The sequence below is a fragment of the Campylobacter sp. CFSAN122748 genome, from assembly GCF_045277125.1.
Classification (GTDB): Bacteria; Campylobacterota; Campylobacteria; order Campylobacterales; family Campylobacteraceae; genus Campylobacter_D; species Campylobacter_D jejuni.
The window spans coordinates 880,666-898,519 of sequence record NZ_CP116953.1; the positions used below are offsets into that span (position 1 = coordinate 880,666).

At 30.3% G+C, this 17,854-nt stretch carries 22 protein-coding genes; 10 read left to right on the forward strand and 12 right to left on the reverse strand.

The window, feature by feature from the left end:
• The first annotated feature begins 44 nt into the window (after window positions 1-44).
• Genes OT390_RS04645 through OT390_RS04655 form a run of 3 tightly spaced genes read left to right on the forward strand, consistent with a single transcriptional unit; the run spans window position 45 to window position 1,477 of the window.
• A complete protein-coding gene (locus OT390_RS04645) occupies window positions 45-464 on the forward strand; it encodes a copper chaperone PCu(A)C (RefSeq protein ID WP_002935814.1) in 420 nt (139 codons plus the stop codon).
• A 3-nt stretch (window positions 465-467) separates the two neighbouring features.
• On the forward strand, window positions 468-920 hold the full coding sequence (locus OT390_RS04650) for a hypothetical protein (RefSeq protein WP_002852445.1): 453 nt from the start codon (window positions 468-470) through the stop codon (window positions 918-920).
• Window positions 917-1,477 (forward strand): SCO family protein, encoded by a 561-nt coding sequence (locus OT390_RS04655; protein ID WP_032586991.1) that lies wholly within the window; start codon window positions 917-919, stop codon window positions 1,475-1,477. Before OT390_RS04650 ends, OT390_RS04655 begins: the two co-directional genes overlap by 4 nt.
• A 6-nt stretch (window positions 1,478-1,483) precedes the next feature.
• Here the strand turns inward: OT390_RS04655 and cysM are convergent, their stop codons facing one another.
• The 3 genes from cysM to ciaB form a co-directional block, all read right to left on the reverse strand.
• The gene (cysM, locus tag OT390_RS04660) at window positions 1,484-2,383 is read right to left on the reverse strand and encodes a cysteine synthase B (RefSeq protein WP_032586990.1); all 900 of its coding nucleotides are present in this window, start codon (window positions 2,381-2,383) and stop codon (window positions 1,484-1,486) included.
• A 126-nt stretch (window positions 2,384-2,509) separates the two neighbouring features.
• Window positions 2,510-2,806, reverse strand: coding sequence for an HU family DNA-binding protein (locus OT390_RS04665; protein ID WP_002859562.1), 297 nt, complete (start codon window positions 2,804-2,806; stop codon window positions 2,510-2,512).
• A gap of 101 nt (window positions 2,807-2,907) precedes the next feature.
• Window positions 2,908-4,740: an invasion protein CiaB gene (ciaB, locus tag OT390_RS04670; protein WP_002935833.1), complete on the reverse strand. Its 1,833-nt coding sequence runs from the start codon at window positions 4,738-4,740 to the stop codon at window positions 2,908-2,910.
• Window positions 4,741-4,801: 61 nt separating this feature from the next.
• Between ciaB and OT390_RS04675 the strand changes: the two genes are divergently transcribed.
• Entirely contained in the window at window positions 4,802-5,215 is a 414-nt protein-coding gene (locus OT390_RS04675) for an acyl-CoA thioesterase (RefSeq protein ID WP_394535885.1), read from the forward strand.
• A 39-nt stretch (window positions 5,216-5,254) separates the two neighbouring features.
• On the opposite strand, the gene kcuS is transcribed toward OT390_RS04675, so the two are convergent.
• From kcuS to OT390_RS04720, 9 genes are all read right to left on the reverse strand, one after another.
• Complete coding sequence (gene kcuS, locus OT390_RS04680; RefSeq protein ID WP_002867452.1) at window positions 5,255-5,452, reverse strand: KCU-star family selenoprotein; 198 nt, start codon at window positions 5,450-5,452, stop codon at window positions 5,255-5,257.
• Window positions 5,433-7,544: a carbon starvation CstA family protein gene (locus OT390_RS04685; RefSeq protein ID WP_002868124.1), complete on the reverse strand. Its 2,112-nt coding sequence runs from the start codon at window positions 7,542-7,544 to the stop codon at window positions 5,433-5,435. The genes kcuS and OT390_RS04685 overlap by 20 nt, the downstream gene beginning before the upstream one ends.
• A gap of 166 nt (window positions 7,545-7,710) precedes the next feature.
• On the reverse strand, window positions 7,711-8,640 hold the full coding sequence (locus OT390_RS04690; protein ID WP_002868123.1) for a ribose-phosphate pyrophosphokinase: 930 nt from the start codon (window positions 8,638-8,640) through the stop codon (window positions 7,711-7,713).
• A gap of 107 nt (window positions 8,641-8,747) precedes the next feature.
• Entirely contained in the window at window positions 8,748-9,407 is a 660-nt protein-coding gene (locus OT390_RS04695) for an amino acid ABC transporter permease (RefSeq protein ID WP_002853290.1), read from the reverse strand.
• Window positions 9,408-9,417: 10 nt separating this feature from the next.
• Complete coding sequence (locus tag OT390_RS04700; RefSeq protein WP_002853332.1) at window positions 9,418-10,170, reverse strand: amino acid ABC transporter permease; 753 nt, start codon at window positions 10,168-10,170, stop codon at window positions 9,418-9,420.
• Between the two features lies 1 nt (window position 10,171).
• Window positions 10,172-10,951: a bifunctional adhesin/ABC transporter aspartate/glutamate-binding protein PEB1a gene (peb1A, locus tag OT390_RS04705; RefSeq protein ID WP_002865903.1), complete on the reverse strand. Its 780-nt coding sequence runs from the start codon at window positions 10,949-10,951 to the stop codon at window positions 10,172-10,174.
• Window positions 10,952-10,972: 21 nt separating this feature from the next.
• On the reverse strand, window positions 10,973-11,701 hold the full coding sequence (locus OT390_RS04710; RefSeq protein ID WP_002853259.1) for an amino acid ABC transporter ATP-binding protein: 729 nt from the start codon (window positions 11,699-11,701) through the stop codon (window positions 10,973-10,975).
• A 135-nt stretch (window positions 11,702-11,836) separates the two neighbouring features.
• Window positions 11,837-12,625 (reverse strand): CheR family methyltransferase, encoded by a 789-nt coding sequence (locus OT390_RS04715; RefSeq protein WP_002853285.1) that lies wholly within the window; start codon window positions 12,623-12,625, stop codon window positions 11,837-11,839.
• Window positions 12,626-12,640: 15 nt separating this feature from the next.
• Complete coding sequence (locus OT390_RS04720; RefSeq protein ID WP_002853263.1) at window positions 12,641-13,195, reverse strand: CheB methylesterase domain-containing protein; 555 nt, start codon at window positions 13,193-13,195, stop codon at window positions 12,641-12,643.
• Between the two features lie 166 nt (window positions 13,196-13,361).
• On the opposite strand from OT390_RS04720, the gene rpiB reads away from it, so the two are divergent.
• From rpiB to ychF, 6 genes are read left to right on the forward strand one after another with little or no spacing between them, the layout of a single operon-like run.
• The gene (gene rpiB / locus OT390_RS04725) at window positions 13,362-13,799 is read left to right on the forward strand and encodes a ribose 5-phosphate isomerase B (protein WP_002853308.1); all 438 of its coding nucleotides are present in this window, start codon (window positions 13,362-13,364) and stop codon (window positions 13,797-13,799) included.
• Window positions 13,799-14,131: a membrane protein gene (locus OT390_RS04730; RefSeq protein ID WP_002853247.1), complete on the forward strand. Its 333-nt coding sequence runs from the start codon at window positions 13,799-13,801 to the stop codon at window positions 14,129-14,131. The genes rpiB and OT390_RS04730 overlap by 1 nt, the downstream gene beginning before the upstream one ends.
• Complete coding sequence (apt, locus tag OT390_RS04735) at window positions 14,128-14,676, forward strand: adenine phosphoribosyltransferase (RefSeq protein ID WP_002859569.1); 549 nt, start codon at window positions 14,128-14,130, stop codon at window positions 14,674-14,676. The genes OT390_RS04730 and apt overlap by 4 nt, the downstream gene beginning before the upstream one ends.
• An 18-nt stretch (window positions 14,677-14,694) precedes the next feature.
• Window positions 14,695-15,291, forward strand: coding sequence for a DedA family protein (locus OT390_RS04740; RefSeq protein ID WP_002854047.1), 597 nt, complete (start codon window positions 14,695-14,697; stop codon window positions 15,289-15,291).
• Window positions 15,288-16,739 (forward strand): leucyl aminopeptidase, encoded by a 1,452-nt coding sequence (locus tag OT390_RS04745; protein ID WP_032586988.1) that lies wholly within the window; start codon window positions 15,288-15,290, stop codon window positions 16,737-16,739. Before OT390_RS04740 ends, OT390_RS04745 begins: the two co-directional genes overlap by 4 nt.
• Window positions 16,736-17,839, forward strand: coding sequence for a redox-regulated ATPase YchF (ychF, locus tag OT390_RS04750; protein ID WP_002853275.1), 1,104 nt, complete (start codon window positions 16,736-16,738; stop codon window positions 17,837-17,839). The genes OT390_RS04745 and ychF overlap by 4 nt, the downstream gene beginning before the upstream one ends.
• The last annotated feature ends 15 nt before the right edge of the window (window positions 17,840-17,854 follow it).

A 17,854-nucleotide genomic window follows, 5' to 3' on the forward strand; every position in this document is an offset into this window, starting at 1 on the left:
ATATAATGAACAAATATTTAATATTATAAAAATAAGGATACAATATGAAAAAAATTCTTCTCTTAGGTGCTCTTTTTGCTGTAAATCTTTGGGCTGTTAATGATATAGAGGTAAAAAATGCCTTTGTAAAACAAACTCCACCTCATGCGCAAAATAGTGCTATTTTTCTTACTATTTTTAATAATACTGATAAGGATATTGCTCTAATAAGTGCCAAAAGCGATATCAGTGAAGTCAGTGAACTGCATACACATATACATAAAGATGGAAAAATGATGATGCAAAAAATTCCTGAAATTATTATAAAAGCTCATTCAAGCACAGAGCTTAAATCTGGAGGTTACCATATAATGCTTTTAAAACTAAAAAAACCTATTATTAAAGACACGAAGGTAAATTTAGATTTAAAATTTAATAATCACAAAACCATAGAGTTAAAAAATATTGATTCTAAAGAATTTTAATTAATGAGAAAAATTATTTTTATCTTAGCTTTTGCTTTTGTTATTGCTATTTTATATATTATTTTTGATTTTTATGTAATAAAAGATTCTCAAAAAATAACAAAAACTGATTTTTCTACCCCATTGACTTGCGATCTTAATGTTAAAGACTGCACATATAGTTTTAACAATAAAAAAGTCTTAATTTCCCTAAATCCCAAGCCCTTACAATCTTTAGATGTTACAAATCTAAAGATTGTAAATCTAGGAAATTATAACAACTTAGGAATTAAAATTTATGGATTAAATATGTATATGGGCGAAATTAAACCTAAAATACATCGATTAAATTCAACAGACTATGAAAGTAAAATAGTTCTTGCTGCTTGCGTTTTAGATACTATGCGTTTCAGGGTAGAATTTATGGATAATAATAAACCCATAGGGTTTTATTTTGATTTTGAGCTAAAAAAATGAAAAAAAATATTATTTTGTTTATAGTTATAGTTGCCATTATTTTAGGTGTAATATTTTTTATTAAAAATCATCAAAATTCTTATGATTTTATCTTAAAATCAGACTTAAAAGAGGAAACCACCCTAAAAGATTTTAAAGGAGATAAGCTTATTATCTATTTTGGATATACTTATTGCCCTGATGTTTGTCCGGCAACTCTTAGTTTAGTAGGCAAAGCCTTAAAGCAAATCAATAATCCTAAGGCTCGCCTTCTTTTTATTTCTTTAGATCCAAATAGAGATAATAACTTAAGCAATACAAACGAATGGTTACGATACTTTTACCCAAAAGCAGATGCCTTAATTGCAAAAGATGAAAAAACTCTTCAAAAAATAACAAAACAATATAATGTTCAATATCAAAAAATAGATCTAAATGATTCTTTTATGGGTTATTCTATAGCACATAGCAATATGCTTTATCTTATTGATGAAAAAGGTCATTTTTATAAAGAAATTAGCGATTTAAATCCACAAGAAATTTTAAGAGAACTTAGAATTTTTCTAAATTCTCAATAATTATACTTAAGCAAAAAGATCAGTTGAGAGGTATCTTTCAGCCGTATCGTTTAGCATAGTTAAAATTCTTTTATCTGGAAATTTCTTTGCTAGCATACTTGCGGCAAATACATTTGCTCCACTTGATATACCTACCATTAAACCACTTTTGGCAAGTTCTTTGGCTGTATTTATAGCATCTTCATTACTTACTGTGATCACTTCATCTATAACTTCTTTATTTAAAATAGCAGGTATAAAATTCGCCCCTATTCCTTGTATTTTATGGCTTCCCGCTTCACCTTTGCTAAGCAATGGAGAATTTAGAGGCTCGACTCCAACAATATGCACTTTTTCTAATTTTTCTTTTAGTATTTCCCCAACTCCACTAATAGTACCGCCAGTTCCAAAACCAGCTACAAAAATATCAAGTTCATTATCCAAATCTCTTAAAATTTCTAAAGCCGTATTCTTACGATGCGCATTTTTATTTGAAATATTTTCAAATTGAGAAACCATAAAAGAATTTAGAGTATTTAATAATATTTCATTTGCTTTATCAACCGCTCCTTTCATTCCTAAATTTGCAGGAGTTAATTCTAACCTAGCGCCAAAGAGTGTTATTATTTTTCTTCTTTCTAAACTCATAGATTCGGGCATTACAGCAATAAATTTAAGTCCCAAATCTGCACAAATCATAGCCAAAGAAATTCCAGTATTTCCACTAGTTGCTTCAACTATTGTAGTATCTTGATTAATTTTTTTACTATCTAAAGCATCTTTAATCATTTCAAAAGCTGCTCTATCTTTTATAGAATGACTAGGATTTAAAAATTCACATTTAGCAAAAACATTGATACCAAATTTTTTCAAATGTATAATAGGAGTATTTCCTATAAGCTCACTTACTTTTTCATATACTTTCATAATTTTAATATCCTTTTTTATTTAATAATGATAGTTTTATAAAAGTTTAAAAAAATAAAGTAAATAAAAGATACAAAATATCTGAATTAATTAAGAAAGAAGGCTAGAATTTATCTAGCCGAAGTTTTATTTTTTCTTTTTGCCGCTTGCTTTTGCAACAGCTTCTTTAAGGTTTTTACCTACCTTAAATTTTGCAACTCTTGTAGCAGGAACTTTGATTGTTTTTCCTGTGCTTGGTACTCTAGCTTCTCTAGCAGCTCTTTCTTGAGTTGAAAAAGTACCAAAACCAATAAAACTGATGCTATCACCTTTAGCTAAAACATCAGTAATAGTAGAAATAACTGCATCAGTAGCAGTAGTAGCGTCTTTTTTTGTTAGCCCAGCTGTTTGAGCAACTAATGAAATAAAATCTGCTTTAGTCATAAAAGCTCCTTTGTTTTAATTGAAACGCCTAATTTTAGCATATTTAAAAAACAATATCAAGTAAAAAACAGCTTTTTTTAAGTTTTTTTCAAAAAACTTTATTATTTTTTCTTATATCTTTCAAATTCTCCACTATTATCAATTTCATTACCAATTTTCTCGTATAAATCATAATAAAATTTAACAAATTCTTTACACTTAGGCATAATAGGAAGAAAAATATTATCTTCAATTTCACAAAATCTACTTAAAAACTCTTTTGCATCAAGTCTTAAAGCATAGTGTTTTGCTAATTCATGATAATTTTTTAAAGTTAGTTCTTTAAATTTTTCATAATGCCCTAAATCAAAATTTATCTTCAAATTATTATTTTCAAAAATCAATACTTCACTTTCAAAAAGCAAACTAAGATGAATAAGTCCTTCTGTATAATAAGGTCTAACTTCATCAACCCTTTGCCAAGAAATAAGTCCAATAGCTCTTTTTATAAGTTCATGAAAAACAGGCATTATCAAGTCATCTTGTTCATGATAAAAGAAATTTATAAGTCCACCTGTAGTAGCTTTATATTCTTCTATATTTTTAAAAAAACCACTCTGATTCATTGTTTTTTCGGTATCATTAGCAATAAAAAATATATGACCAAATTCATGGCCTATAGTTGATACTTCATAAACCCTTTTCCAAATTTTTTCCTGATAAAATAAAATATTTCTTCCAAAATCCAAAAATTCTTTATCAAAAACCTCGCTAGAAATTTTCATAAAAGGCTTTGTTTTAGCATTTTCATATACAAAATTTATAAAGGCAAATATTTTTTTGCCCGCCTTAGAACTTACAAACTCATCATTTGGAACGACTTGAGCTGAGAATAAACCTTTAAGTTCAGCACCATAAAATATCATCGGAGTGCAAATATAAAGTTGAGTTTTTTCTATATTAGATAAAACTTCTTTTTCTAATTCACAATCTTCAAGTCCTATATTTTTATAAACATGTTCAAAACTTTCCTTAATTTCACTACCAAATTTCAAAACATCAAAATCATTTTCATCTTCTATTCTTATATCCCATTCTAATGCCACCGCATGAGTATAATTATCTTCATAATATTCTAAAGGATGTCCCACTTGTAAAGGTGATTTTACTTTCATCCAAGCAAATTCAGCTTCTTGCCAAGCTTTTATAACCCTATCTTCATCTTTTTCACAAAACGCTAATTTTAATTTTTCAAAATATTCTATATAAGCTTTTTCCTCTTCGCTGCTAGCAAATATTTTAAGCTGATCAATCATATTTTCAAAAGCAAATTCTAATTTTAAAATTTCATTCTCGAAAAATCTCGCATAAGGAACAAATTTCCATAAATTTCCTATTCTAACTAAAACACCATAGCTTCGCTCACAAATTTCTCCTTCTGGAGTTTTTTGATATAAATGATTTTTACGTAAAAATTCCATTGCATCATCTAAATTTGGAAATTGAGTAGATAAAATTTTATTATTTTTTTCTATAATTTCTTTAGTCCAAGAAATTTCAAAAATATTCATAATTAAACCTATATTATGCACTCCTTGTATTAAAGACTGATAAAAATTATTTAAAAGCTTTTTCTCTTTTATTTCATTAATTAAATTTTGATGTTCTTTTTCATAAAACTTTCTAACCTCTTCATAGAACTTATGTTTTAACTCTATAATCTTATCTTCCTTAAAGTTGTTTTTTTTCCACTCTTGAACTAAATTTTCTTCCTTTAAATCAACCAAACGCCTAAGTATGGCTAGCATAGTTGTTTTATCTTGTTTTAACTCACTTAAAGAAATCAAAGATCTAAAATACTCGCCCACATCTTCTTTGTCTAAAAACTCATATAACGCATTATTTCTTTCTTTGTATTTTCTAACCAATTTAGCTATTTCTTTAAAATTATTCATACTTTTATTCTCCTTTTTAACTTTTTTAATTATAATTCATTTTTTAAAATAAGGAGTAAAAATGAGAGATATGGGAGAACCAAAATTAAAAATTGTAGCTATGCCAAGTGACACAAATCCAGCAGGAAATATTTTTGGCGGATGGATACTTTCACAAATCGATTTAGCAGGAGCTATCGCAGCAAGAGAACTTTCTCCTGAACGCGTTGTAACCATCTCTATGGATAAAGTAGTTTTTAAAGAACCTGTTTTTATAGGCGATATAATTTCTTGTTACTCTAAAGTTGTAAATGTGGGCAACACTTCAATCAGCGTTGAAATAGAAGTCACAGCTCAAAGAGTGGATTCTCAAGGTTGTACTTCTTGCATTAATGTAACTTCGGCTTTAGTAACTTATGTAAGTGTTACAAGAGATGGAAAGAAAAAGCCTATTAGTGAAGAACTTAAAAGAATTCATGGCTTTTTAAATGCTTAAAGCTTATTTTGTATGATAAAACTTTATCCTTTAAGCTTATCAGCATTTATTTAAACCGCCACTATTATATTTTTTATCTAGACATTCTTTGAAAAATTCCCCTCTGGTTTTTGGAATTTTTCCTGGATGTTTTTGTTTCATGTGTTCTAAATACTTATCATAACTAGAAAGTCCCACCAAGGGATGAAAAAACCTTTCGGCTTTTTCATAATAATACTTAAATTTTTTGAAATTCATCAATCTTAATATACTTAGTTTCTTTAAGAGGAATTTTAATTTTACCTAAGCAAATTCCTATACAAGAAATTATAACAAGCAAGGTAGCTATCATAAAGAACACACAAAGAATTGCATTAAGTAAATTTCCAACTTTATTTTGAGTGGCTATTGAAATTTCTTTTTTAATTGTAGAAATTTCTTTTTCATCTTTAGTATTATTTAATTTAAATTCTAAATCTTTAATTTTTTGACTTTGTATGCTAACGGCGGCTACATGACTTACCGCATTTGCTATTTTATTGCCTTCTTCATAAGGCATAATTTTTTGAATTCCTCCATACAGAGTTGCCACTAAGACAAATACCGCAGGTACTAAAGTAACCCAAGTATATCTTGCCTTGCCCATTTTTACAAGTATAGTTGTAGCAAGAAGCAAAGCCATACCCGCAAGCATTTGATTGCTCACGCCAAAAAGAGGCCAAAGCGTATAAATTCCTCCCTTAGGATCAATGGCACCTTGATAAAGAAAATATCCCCAACCTGCAACACTTAAAGCCGTAGCCAAAAGTCCAGCTGGATAATTATGAATATCTCCTAAAGGTTTATAAACATTACCCAATATATCTTGCACCATAAAACGACAAGCCCTTGTCCCAGCATCCACCGCTGTTAAAATAAATAAAGCTTCAAACAATATAGCAAAATGATACCAAAAAGCCATCAAATCCACGCCGCCAAAAAGTTCATGCAAGATCAAAGCTACACCTATAGCAAAAGTCGGGGCTCCCCCTGTTCTTGAAAGTATAGTATGCTCTCCTATATTTGTGGTTAAAGTAGTAATTTCTTCAGGAGTAATACTAAATCCCCAACTTGAAATAGTTTGTGCTACATTTACAACATCTGTTCCTATCAAAGCAGAGCTTGAATTTATAGCAAAATAAAGACCTGGATGTAAAATACAAGCACAAATTAAAGCCATAATCGCCACAGCACTCTCAGCAAGCATAGAGCCATATCCAACAGCCAAAGCATGAGTTTCGTTTTCAAGCATTTTAGGAGTAGTTCCACTAGAAATCAAAGCATGAAAACCACTGATCGCACCACAAGCAATGGTAATAAATAAAAATGGAAACACTCCACCTGCAAATACTGGACCTGTTCCATCAAAATACTGAGTATTTGCTTTTGGCATTTGTAAATCAGGAGCAACCAAAACAATAGCTACAGCCATTACCACAATAACACCGATTTTCAAAAAAGTTGAAAGATAATCTCTTGGAGCAAGTAAAAACCACACAGGTAAAACAGAAGCAATAAAACCATAAGCCATCATAACAATTGCCAAAGTTGGAGCTTCTAAAGTAAATATTTTAGCCCAATAAGGATCAGCAGCTATAACGCTACCATAATGAATAGCCAAAATTAAAAGCACAAAACCTATTATAGAAGCCTCCCCTACTCTACCTGGACGGATAAAACGCATATAAATGCCCATAAATATTGCTATAGGAATAGTCATTGCGATAGTAAATAAACCCCATGGAGATTCTGCTAAAGCTTTTACAACCACCATAGCTAAAATGGCAATAATAATAAGCATAATGCCAAAAATCGCCACCATAGCAACTCCACCTGTAAATTTACCCATCTCATCCTTAATCATCTCGCCAAGACTTCTACCTTTTCTACGAGTAGATATAAAAAGAACAACAAAATCATGCACAGCACCCGCTAAAACTCCTCCTACTAAAATCCAAAGCATAGAAGGCAAATATCCCATTTGAGCGGCCAAGATAGGTCCTACTAATGGACCTGCTCCTGCAATAGCAGCAAAATGATGTCCAAATAATACAGCTTTATTTGTAGGCACAAAATCACGCCCATCATTTTCTACAAGTGCTGGTGTTGCACGATTTTTATCAAGTTCTAAAACCTTATAAGCTACAAAACGCCCATAAAATCTATATCCTATCATATAAATACATACAGCAGCAACCACCAAATAAATCGCTGATACACTTTCGCCATTTTGTAAAGCTAAATAACCAAAACAAATAGCGCCTAAAGTTGCAACAAACAACCATAAAATTTTAGTACTTAACTGAGTCATATTTCTCCTAAGAAAATAAAATATTTTCAAAGAATAGCAGATTTATAGATTAAATTGTATAGAAAGATGTTTAGTTTTTTCACATTTTTAAAAAAATATATGTTTTTTGTTTCTTTAAGTAGCATAAAAATGAAAAGCTTAAAAATAATCTTTAAGCTTTTTTAATCTAAATAAAGAGAGAATTTACACTTTCGTTATGATAAACACGACGTATTACTTCAGCAAAAACAGGTGTAACGCTTAATACTTTAATATTTGGTAATTGCTCTTTTAAAGGTATAGTATCTGTTACCACAAGCTCATCTAAAACTCCACTTGCTATTCTCTCATAGGCTTTTCCACTTAAAACTGCATGAGTACAGCAAGCCATAACAGATTTTGCACCTTTTTCTTTTAAAGCTTCCGCGGCTTTAACTATAGTGCCAGCAGTATCAATAATATCATCCACTAAGATAACTTCTTTATCTTTTACATCTCCAATAATATTCATTACTTCACTTTCATTGGCTTTTTCACGACGCTTATCAACTATAACTATATCAAGTCCTAAATGCTTTGCAACACTCCTAGCTCTTGCAACACCCCCTATATCTGGACTTCCTATAATAGCATTTTTAAAATGTTTGGCTTTAATGTAATCATTAAAAACTATACTTCCATAAAGATTATCTACTGGAATATCAAAAAAACCCTGAATTTGTCCTGCATGCAAATCTATCGTAGCTACGCGATCAATCCCAGCTGCTTGAATCAAATTAGCCACAAGTTTAGCAGTAATTGGCACTCTAGGATTTGCTTTTCTATCTTGTCTCGCATAGCCAAAATATGGGATAATAGCCGTAATTGAATTTGCACTTGAGCGACGCAAAGCATCTGTAAGAATTAAAAGTTCTATTAAATTATCGTTTGTAGGAGCGCAAGTACTTTGAATAATAAAAACATCCTTTCCGCGTACACTCTCATCAATTTGAACGCTAATCTCTCCATCACTAAACCGCTTTACTCCAGCATCACTTAAAGGCAGGGAGAGATATTTAGAAACTTGTCTTGCAAATTCGACATTAGCTGAGCCTGAAAAAATTTTATAACCTCGCATAAAAAACCTTAATCAATAAAATTATGAATTAATACAAAAGATTTTAATAAAAAAAATGTTAAAAACTGCTGTAAATTTAAAAAGCTTATATAAAAATATAAGCTTTTTTAAGAAATGTAAGCTGTCTTTTTGGCATAATATCTTACCAACATAGAAAGCGAAAAACATATTATAAAATAAATTCCCGCAACAACACCTATCATCGCTAAAATTTCTTCAAAACTTGTTAGTTTTGCCAATATAGTTTTTGAATTATAAGTAAGTTCAGCTATACCTAAACCCGCTAAATAAGCTGTATCCTTTACAGTGGTTACAATTTGAGATAATAAAGCAGGTATTATTTTTCTAAAAGTTTGTGGTAAAATAATATAAAAAAGAGTAAAAAATTTACCAAAACCTTGAGAATAAGCTGCTTCAAACTGACCTTTTGGTATAGAATTTAATCCACCTCTAATAATTTCAGCCATAACCGAACTCGTATAAAGTGAAAATCCTATAGTACCCCAAAAAGCTTGAGGAAATTGTCCAAAAAATACAGGTAGAACAAAACAAGCTGCAAGCATCCATAATAATAAAGGAGTATTTCTAAAAATATCTATATAGCAAGCTGCTAAAAATTTACTTAATCTATCCCCATAATTTTTAGTTATAGCTAAAAAAGTTCCAAAAACAATCGAAATAATACAAGTTGCTAAGGCTATTTTTAATGTCAGAAATAAACCTTGCATTAAAAATTCAATATTTTGTGCATTAAAAACATTTTCCATTAACAACCCTTTATCTCGTTAAATGTGCTTTTTTTAATTTATTTTCATAAGCCTTTGCAAAATAAGCCAAAGGATAACAAATTATAAAATATAAAACCGCTGCAAATATATAAGCTGGCGCATAATTTCCATAATCAGCTGCATAGCTATCAGCAGAATGCATTAACTCAGCTCCACCTACAATAAGCAATACAGAGGTATTTTTGATTAAATTTACCATTTGATTTGTCATCGGTGGTAAAATAATTCTAATGGTTTGAGGTACTATAATATAACGCATTTGTTGAATATAAGTAAACCCTTGAGAAGCAGAAGCTTCAAACTGACCTCTTGGCACAGCCAAAATTCCACTTCTAACCACCTCGCTTACATAAGCTCCGTGATAAGCTCCAACACCCAATACACCAATAGTAAATATATCAAGTCTTATACCTAAAACAGGCAAGGCATAAAACAAAAAGAAAATTTGTATTACCAAAGGAACATTTTGAAAAAGCTCTACGTAAATTCTAGTGTAGGCTCTGATAATTTTAAATCTACTTGTAGCCATAACTCCGCCTATAGTTCCAAAAATTGTAGCTATAAGCAAAGCAAGAATGCTTACTTCTAAAGTATAAATAAAACCATTAATAAAAGCATCTTTATTATCCAAAGCATCTAAAAATTTCCATACCGCAAAAGGGCTTATACTATTTTCATCATATAAACCCCAAGAAGTAAGAATTTGTCTTAAATGTTCAACAAAACCTACACTTTCATTCATATTATAAACCCCATTTTTTCGCTAAAGCATCAATTTCATTTTTATGTTCTTTTACAAAATCATCAACATATTTTGCAAAAGCTGGATCATCTTTTTTGGTTACAATACCATAACTTTGTGGTTCAAAACTATCTGGCAAAATTTCACTTTTATCATCCACATAACCTAACAATATTGATTTGTCTACAGAAAACGCATCAACTCTTTTAGCATCTAAAGCAGCTTTTATACTTGGATAATCAGGAAATTCACTAAATTTAACATCAATGCCAATTTTTTTAGCAGCTTCACCTATAGCTTTTTTTGTAGTTGCAGCTTGAGCCACTCCAATATTTGCACCTTTCATATCAGCTAGAGATTTATAATTTTTTTCTTTTAAAACCAAAAGCCCTATAGCATCTTGATAATAAGGCTCTGAGAAATTATAAATTCTTTTTCTCTCTGGAGTAATAGTAAAAGTTGCTATCACTGCATCTACACTACCATTATCAAGCAAAGGGCCTCTTGTTTTAGCATTAACTGCAACTAGTTTTATTTTTTTATCATCACCTAATATACTTTTAGCTAGCAATTTGGCAACATCTACTTCGAAACCTTTAATTTCACCTGTTGCTTGATCAAGTAAAGCGTAATGTGGAACATCATTTTTAACACCAACTATTAATTGTCCTTTAGATTTAATAGACTCAAGTTTACCTTCTGCTGCATTAGCATTACTAAATGCAACACAAGCACCTAGAGCAAAAACTGCCAACTTTAACAAAGATTTTCTAAAAACCATTTTTTCTCCTTTCAATTTTGGTTAATTTTTAAGAATTTTCCCTAAAAAGAGTCGCGCTCTTTCAGTTTTTGGATTTGAGAAAAATTCGCTAGGAATATTTTCTTCCACAATAGCACCATCTTCCATAAAAATAATCCTATCTGCTACTTCTTTTGCAAAACCCATTTCGTGTGTAACAACCACCATGGTAGTATTGCTTTGATGTGAAATTTCTTTCATTACATCTAAAACCTCTTGTATGGTTTCTGGATCAAGGGCTGAAGTAGGTTCATCAAATAAAATATAGGGTTTTTTAGTACAAAGTGATCTTGCTATAGCAACGCGTTGTTGTTGTCCACCTGAAAGGGTTGCTGGATAAACATTTGCTTTATCCAGCAACCCTACAACTTTTAAATACTTAAAAGCTGTTTCTTCAGCTTCTTTTTTAGATTTTTTTTGAAGTTTCATTGGAGCTAAGGTCAAATTTTGCAAAACCGTCATATGTGGATATAAATTAAAATGCTGAAAAACCATTGCACAATATTTTCGGCAAATTTCAATTTTATTTTTATGATTTAAAACAAGATTGTTAACTACGACCTCTCCTGAACTAACTTCTTCAAGCCCATTCATGCAACGGATAGTTGTACTTTTTCCACTTCCACTTGGACCTATAATAACAAGCTTCTCACCTTCTTTAACAGAAAGATTAATATTCTTTAGAACATGATGAGTTCCGTAGTATTTGTTTACATTTTTTAATTCAATCAAGTTTTTTCCTTTATTTTTAGCTAAATATAAAATTAATTGAAATTATTTTATCATTAAATAAAGAAAACTACTTCAAAATGTAACTTATTTTTACTAATAAATTTCCAAAGTGTAACTTTTAGTAATTTTTAGAATTTATACTTTTTCATAGTAAACACCTCTTGGAGAGAAAATCTTTTTAAAATAAATAGTCTCTGGAATTAAATCAGCATTGCCAACATAAAGCCTTCCTTTATCATTTAAAATTCTATGAAATCTCTCCATAAGTTTTAGTTTTGATTCATGATCAAAATAAATAATCATATTTCTAGAAGCTATAATATCAAATTTTCCCAATCTTGAAAATTTTTCTTCAAAAACATTGCAAAGTTCAAATTTACAAGTACAAAGCTCATTTTTATTAATAGTATAAAATTTATCTTCGCTTTCTAAAAAAAACCTTCTTTTTTCACTCTCGCTCAATCGCTGTAAAGTTCTTCCTTGATATTTTCCAAGTTTTGCTTTTTCAATCACACTTGAATTAATATCAACGCCTAAAATATACATATCTTTAATAAAATTCTGTGCAGCCAATAATGCCAAAGAATATACTTCTTCTCCACTTGAACAAGGGGCGCTTAGGATATTTACTCTCTTTTCTAAGCTTTTGGCATAATAAATTATTTCTTTCAATTGAGCCAATTCTCTTAAAAAATAAGTTTCACCTATGGTTACAAAATCTAAAGTTTCTTGTTTAAGTTGTCTATTGCTTTTTAATTTTCCCAAAAATTCGGAAAAATTTTTAGTATTAGTTCCTTCAAGAAATTTATTCAACTTTAAAGCTAGTATATTTTTTTTATCGGTTAAATCAATACCACTCATTTCGTTGATAATTTTTATAAATTCATTAAGTTCCAATTCGCTAGGAGTTATTTTTTTTTCCATGCAATTTTCCTTTTATTAATCCTGATCAATAAAATTTACAATTTCTTTTTTAATTTCTTTTAAGCTCATAGGTTTTAAATGCGGATTCATATCTTTTGCTCTTTTTGGCATACCATAAACGACGCTATCTGCTTCATTCTCACATAAACATCTAACTCCTGTTTTATAAAGCTCAAATAAACCTTTTGCGCCATCATCTCCCATGCCCGTTAAAATAATAGCAAGTATTTTATTTGTTTTTGCCAAAGAAACAGCGGAATGAAAAAGTAAATCCACACTCGGTTTAAAGCTTGAAGCCACATCTTGCCAAGCGGCTACAATATTTAAATTTCCAGATAAAATAGTATTTTTAGGGCAAATATAAATTTTATTGCTTAATATCTCTTTATCGTTCAATAAGCACACTTCACTAAAAGCTTCTTTATTAAATTGCCCCACAAAAGATGGAATAAAACTGGCACTCATGTGCTGAGCTATAACTACACAAGTATTTTTTACATCAATATCCTTTAAAAGAAATTTAAGCTGATTAGGACCACCTGTTGAAGATCCTATGAGTATGAGCTTCACTTTCTTCTCCTCTTAATTTATTGAAATTTTATTTTTCTTGTCACATGATTCTAACATATATAAAGAAAAATAAAGCTTATTTTTAAAACAAAGAAAAGCTGTTTTTATGATTTAATATGATAAGATTAGGTTTTTATCTTATTTTATATAGTAATTTAGGAAACCAATGCTTAGGGAAAAAATTTATATTGCTAGTGATCATGCTGGTTTTGAATTAAAAGAAAAAATTTGCGTATTTTTAAAAGAAAAAAATATAATTTTTAACGATTTAGGAACAAACACTTGCGCAAGCTGCGATTATCCTGATTATGCGCATTTACTTGCCGAAAAAATAAACAAACGGAGTTTTGGCATTCTTATTTGTGGAAGTGGAATTGGAATTTCTATTGCAGCAAATCGTCATAAAAACATTCGTTGTGCATTATGCCACGAAAGCTTAAGTGCAGAACTTGCAAGAAGGCATAATGATGCCAATGTTTTGGCATTAGGCGGAAGATTAATTGGGGTTGAATTAGCTATAGATATTATAGAAAAATTCATTCAAACTCCTTTTGAAGAAGGGAGACATATGCAAAGAATTCAAAAAATTGAGGTAAAAATATAATGTTTACAAACTGGCTTGTTTTAACTATATTGATTTGTGCAACTATCTATCTTATTGTAATGTTGTTTTACTATAAAACTCTACTTAATAAAGAAAAAACATCAAAAGATTTTATCAAAAACAATCTTGATGATACTGAGATTGTCATTAGAAAACTACAAATTCAACTTCAAAGAAGCCTTGGAAATATAGATATACTCACAGAAGAGCTTAATAAAATCAAAGCAGACCTTACATCTTTAAGAACCAGAAATTCTCAATATCGCTTGGAAAATGACAAACTAAGACAAAGAATTAAAGAATTAGAAGCAAAAATCGAGGCATTATTATGATAAAACTAACACAAGAAGAAAAAAAATATCTGCTTGATAGCATTAGGATTATTCCTGATTTTCCAAAAAAAGGAATTATTTTTAGAGATATCACCACTCTACTAAATAACAAAGAAGCTTTAAATTTTCTACTTAGACATTTAAAAGAACGCTACAAAGATTACAATCTAGACTTCATAGCAGGAACAGAAAGCAGAGGATTTATCTTTGCATCTATGATTTGTGCAAAACTTAATCTTCCTTTTGTGCCTATTAGAAAACCTGGAAAACTCCCTTTTGAAACCTTTAGCTGCGAATACGATCTTGAATATGGCAGCGATAAAGTAGAACTTCATAAAGATGCATTTAAAAATATTCAAAATGCAAGAGTTTTACTTGTAGATGATTTAATAGCAACTGGCGGAACAGCTATAGCTTCATATGAACTCATTCAAAAAGCTGGAGCTAAATGTGTTGAAGCTTGTTTTTTAATGAATCTTAAAGATTTAAATGGAGCAAATAAACTTGAAAAACTTACTTCAGTTTATAGTGTTTTAGAAATTTAAAACTATAGAAAGGTACAAATGGAAGAATTTTTAAAAAATTTACTTTACCAATACAAAGATCTAGCTTATATTATTATTTTTTTATGGTGCATTTTAGAAGGAGAGTTAGCTTTAATTTTAGCAGGTATTTTTGCTCATCAAGGACATGTAAATTTAGGTTTTGTTATATTTATAGCAGGACTTGGTGGTTTTGTAGGTGATCAAATTTATTTCTATATAGGAAGATATAATAAACGCTACATACAAAAAAAATTAAAAACTCAAAGGCGTAAATTTGCAGTAGCACACCTACTTTTACAACGTTTTGGTTGGCCTATTATTTTTATACAACGCTATATGTATGGTTTTAGAACCATTATACCTATGAGTATAGGAATCACGCGTTATAGTGCAAAAAAATTTGCTATTATCAATCTTTTTAGTGCTTGGGTTTGGGCATCAATCACTATACTTTTAGCTTGGTATTTTGGAGAACAAATTTGGAAGATGGTGACTTGGGCTGAAGAACATTGGTATTATGCAGCCATTATTATTATAGCTTTTTTATCCCTTTTATTATTTGGTTTTAAACAAATGGAAAAAGCTATACTTAAAGATAAAAGGAAAAAATCATGAAATTTGAATTAAACGATAAAAAACTAGATGCTATAAAAGCAGACTTTGAACTTGTTTTTATACAGGATAAAAATTTAAAAATTTTTAACAAAGAAAAAGATTTTTTTAAACTTAATAATTACAAAGGCGAAGGTGCATTATTAGACTTAAACAATAAAAAGCTTTATTTAGAGCTTAAAAGTCTTGCTTATGAGGATATAAGATTAAGTCTTTGCACAGCATATAAAACTCTTGAGAAACTTAATATTAAAAGCGTAAAACTTCCTAGCATAATAGGAGATTGTGTAGTTAGAAGTTTTGCATCTTTAGTTGAAGGCGTACTTTTTGGAGCTTATAAATTTGACAAATATAAAAGCGAGAAAAAAACAAGTACTTTGGAAAAATTTATTATTTCAAGCGAAGAATTAAATGGTGAGAAATTTAATAAAGATGAAGCTAAGATAGGTTTAGAGCGTGGAGAAATTTTAGCTAATGCTACAAATTTTACTAAAAATATAGTCAATGAAATTCCTGAAATTTACACCCCTTTAAAAATGGCAGAAGATGCGCAAAATTTAGCTAAAGAAAATAAAAACATTATTTGTAAAATTTATGATGAAAAATTCTTAGCCAAAGAAAAAATGAATGCCTTTTTAGCGGTAAATCGCGCCTCGATACACCCACCACGCCTCATTCATCTAAGCTATAAAGCCAAAAATGCAAAAAAACGTGTTGTATTTGTTGGAAAAGGCTTAACTTACGATAGCGGTGGATTAAGCTTAAAACCAGCTGATTTTATGCTTACAATGAAAGCTGATAAAAGCGGTGCAGCAGCAGTAATGGGAATCATAAAAGCCGTAGCTGAACTTGCTTTAGATTTAGAAGTGCATTGCATTTTGGGCGCAACTGAAAATATGATAGGCGGCAATGCTTATAAGCCTGATGATGTGTTAATCAGTCGTGAAGGTGTAAGCATAGAGGTAAGAAATACAGATGCAGAAGGACGCTTGGTTTTAGCTGATTGTCTTTCTTTTGCACAGGATTTAAAACCTGATTTACTTATCGATATGGCAACTCTTACTGGAGCTTGTGTTGTAGGACTTGGAGAATTTACAAGTGCTATTATGGGAAATAATGAGGAATTGCAAAATGATTTTTATCTAAGCTCTAAAAAAAGCGGAGAATATACCACAATCTTACATTTCAACCCTCACTTAAGAGAACTTATAAAATCAAATATTGCCGATGTTAGTAATACTGCCTCTAGTCGCTACGGAGGTGCAATTACCGCAGGGTTATTTTTAGATAAATTTATTCGTAAAGAATATAAAGATAAATGGCTGCATCTTGACATAGCAGGACCTGCTTATACAGAAAAATCTTGGGGATATTCTAGTTTTGGTGCAGGTGGAGCTGGAGTTAGAATGTGTGTTAATTATTTAATTCAAATTTTAAGGAAAGCTAAATGAGTTTAAGCGTAGGTATAGTAGGACTTCCAAATGTTGGCAAATCAACAACTTTTAATGCTTTAACTAAAGCACAAAATGCCCAAAGTGCAAACTATCCTTTCTGCACCATAGAGCCTAATAAAGCCATGGTTGAAGTTCCTGATTTAAGACTTAATGAACTTGCTAAAATAGTAAAACCTGAAAGAATTATGCATTCTTTAATAGAATTTGTAGATATCGCTGGACTTGTTAAAGGCGCAAGTAAAGGCGAAGGCTTGGGAAATAAATTTCTTTCAAATATACGTGAAACTGAGGTTATTTTGCATATAGTACGTTGTTTTGATGAAGAAAATATTACCCATGTTGAAGGTGGAGTTGATCCTTTACGTGATGTAGAAATTATCAATACAGAGCTTATTTTAGCAGATATTGAGCAACTGAGTAAAAAAATAGAAAAACTCACCAAAGAAGCCAAAGCCAATCAAAAGGGTGCCAAAGAAAGTCTCGAACTTGCAAATTCCTTACTTGATCATTTAAACAAAGGCTTAGCTGCAAGTTCTTATCCTGAAAAGGAAAGTGAAATTTATCAAGCCCTAATCAAGGAATTAAGACTGCTTTCTGCTAAAGAGGTGATTTATGGTGCAAATGTTGATGAAAATGGTATTAGTGAAGATAATGATTATGTAAAAGCTTTAAAAGAATATGCTAAAAAAAATGATCATGAAGTTATCAAGCTTTGTGCAAAAATCGAAGAAGAATTAGTAGGATTAAGCGATGAAGAAAGTCATGAATTTTTAAGCTCTCTAGGAGTTAACGAAAGCGGTCTTGATCAAATCATACGCACTGCTTTTGCTAAGCTTGGACTGATCAGTTATTTTACCGCTGGTGTAGTTGAAGTGCGTTCTTGGACAATCAAAAAAGGCTGGAAAGCACCAAAAGCAGCAAGCGTGATTCATAATGACTTTGAAAAAGGCTTTATAAAAGCTGAAGTTATTTCCTATGAAGACTATATCCAATACAAAGGCGAAAATGGCGCCAAAGAAGCAGGAAAGCTACGCCTTGAAGGAAAAGACTATATCGTTTTAGACGGCGATGTAATGCACTTTAGATTCAATGTTTAGGCAAAATAGCCTAAA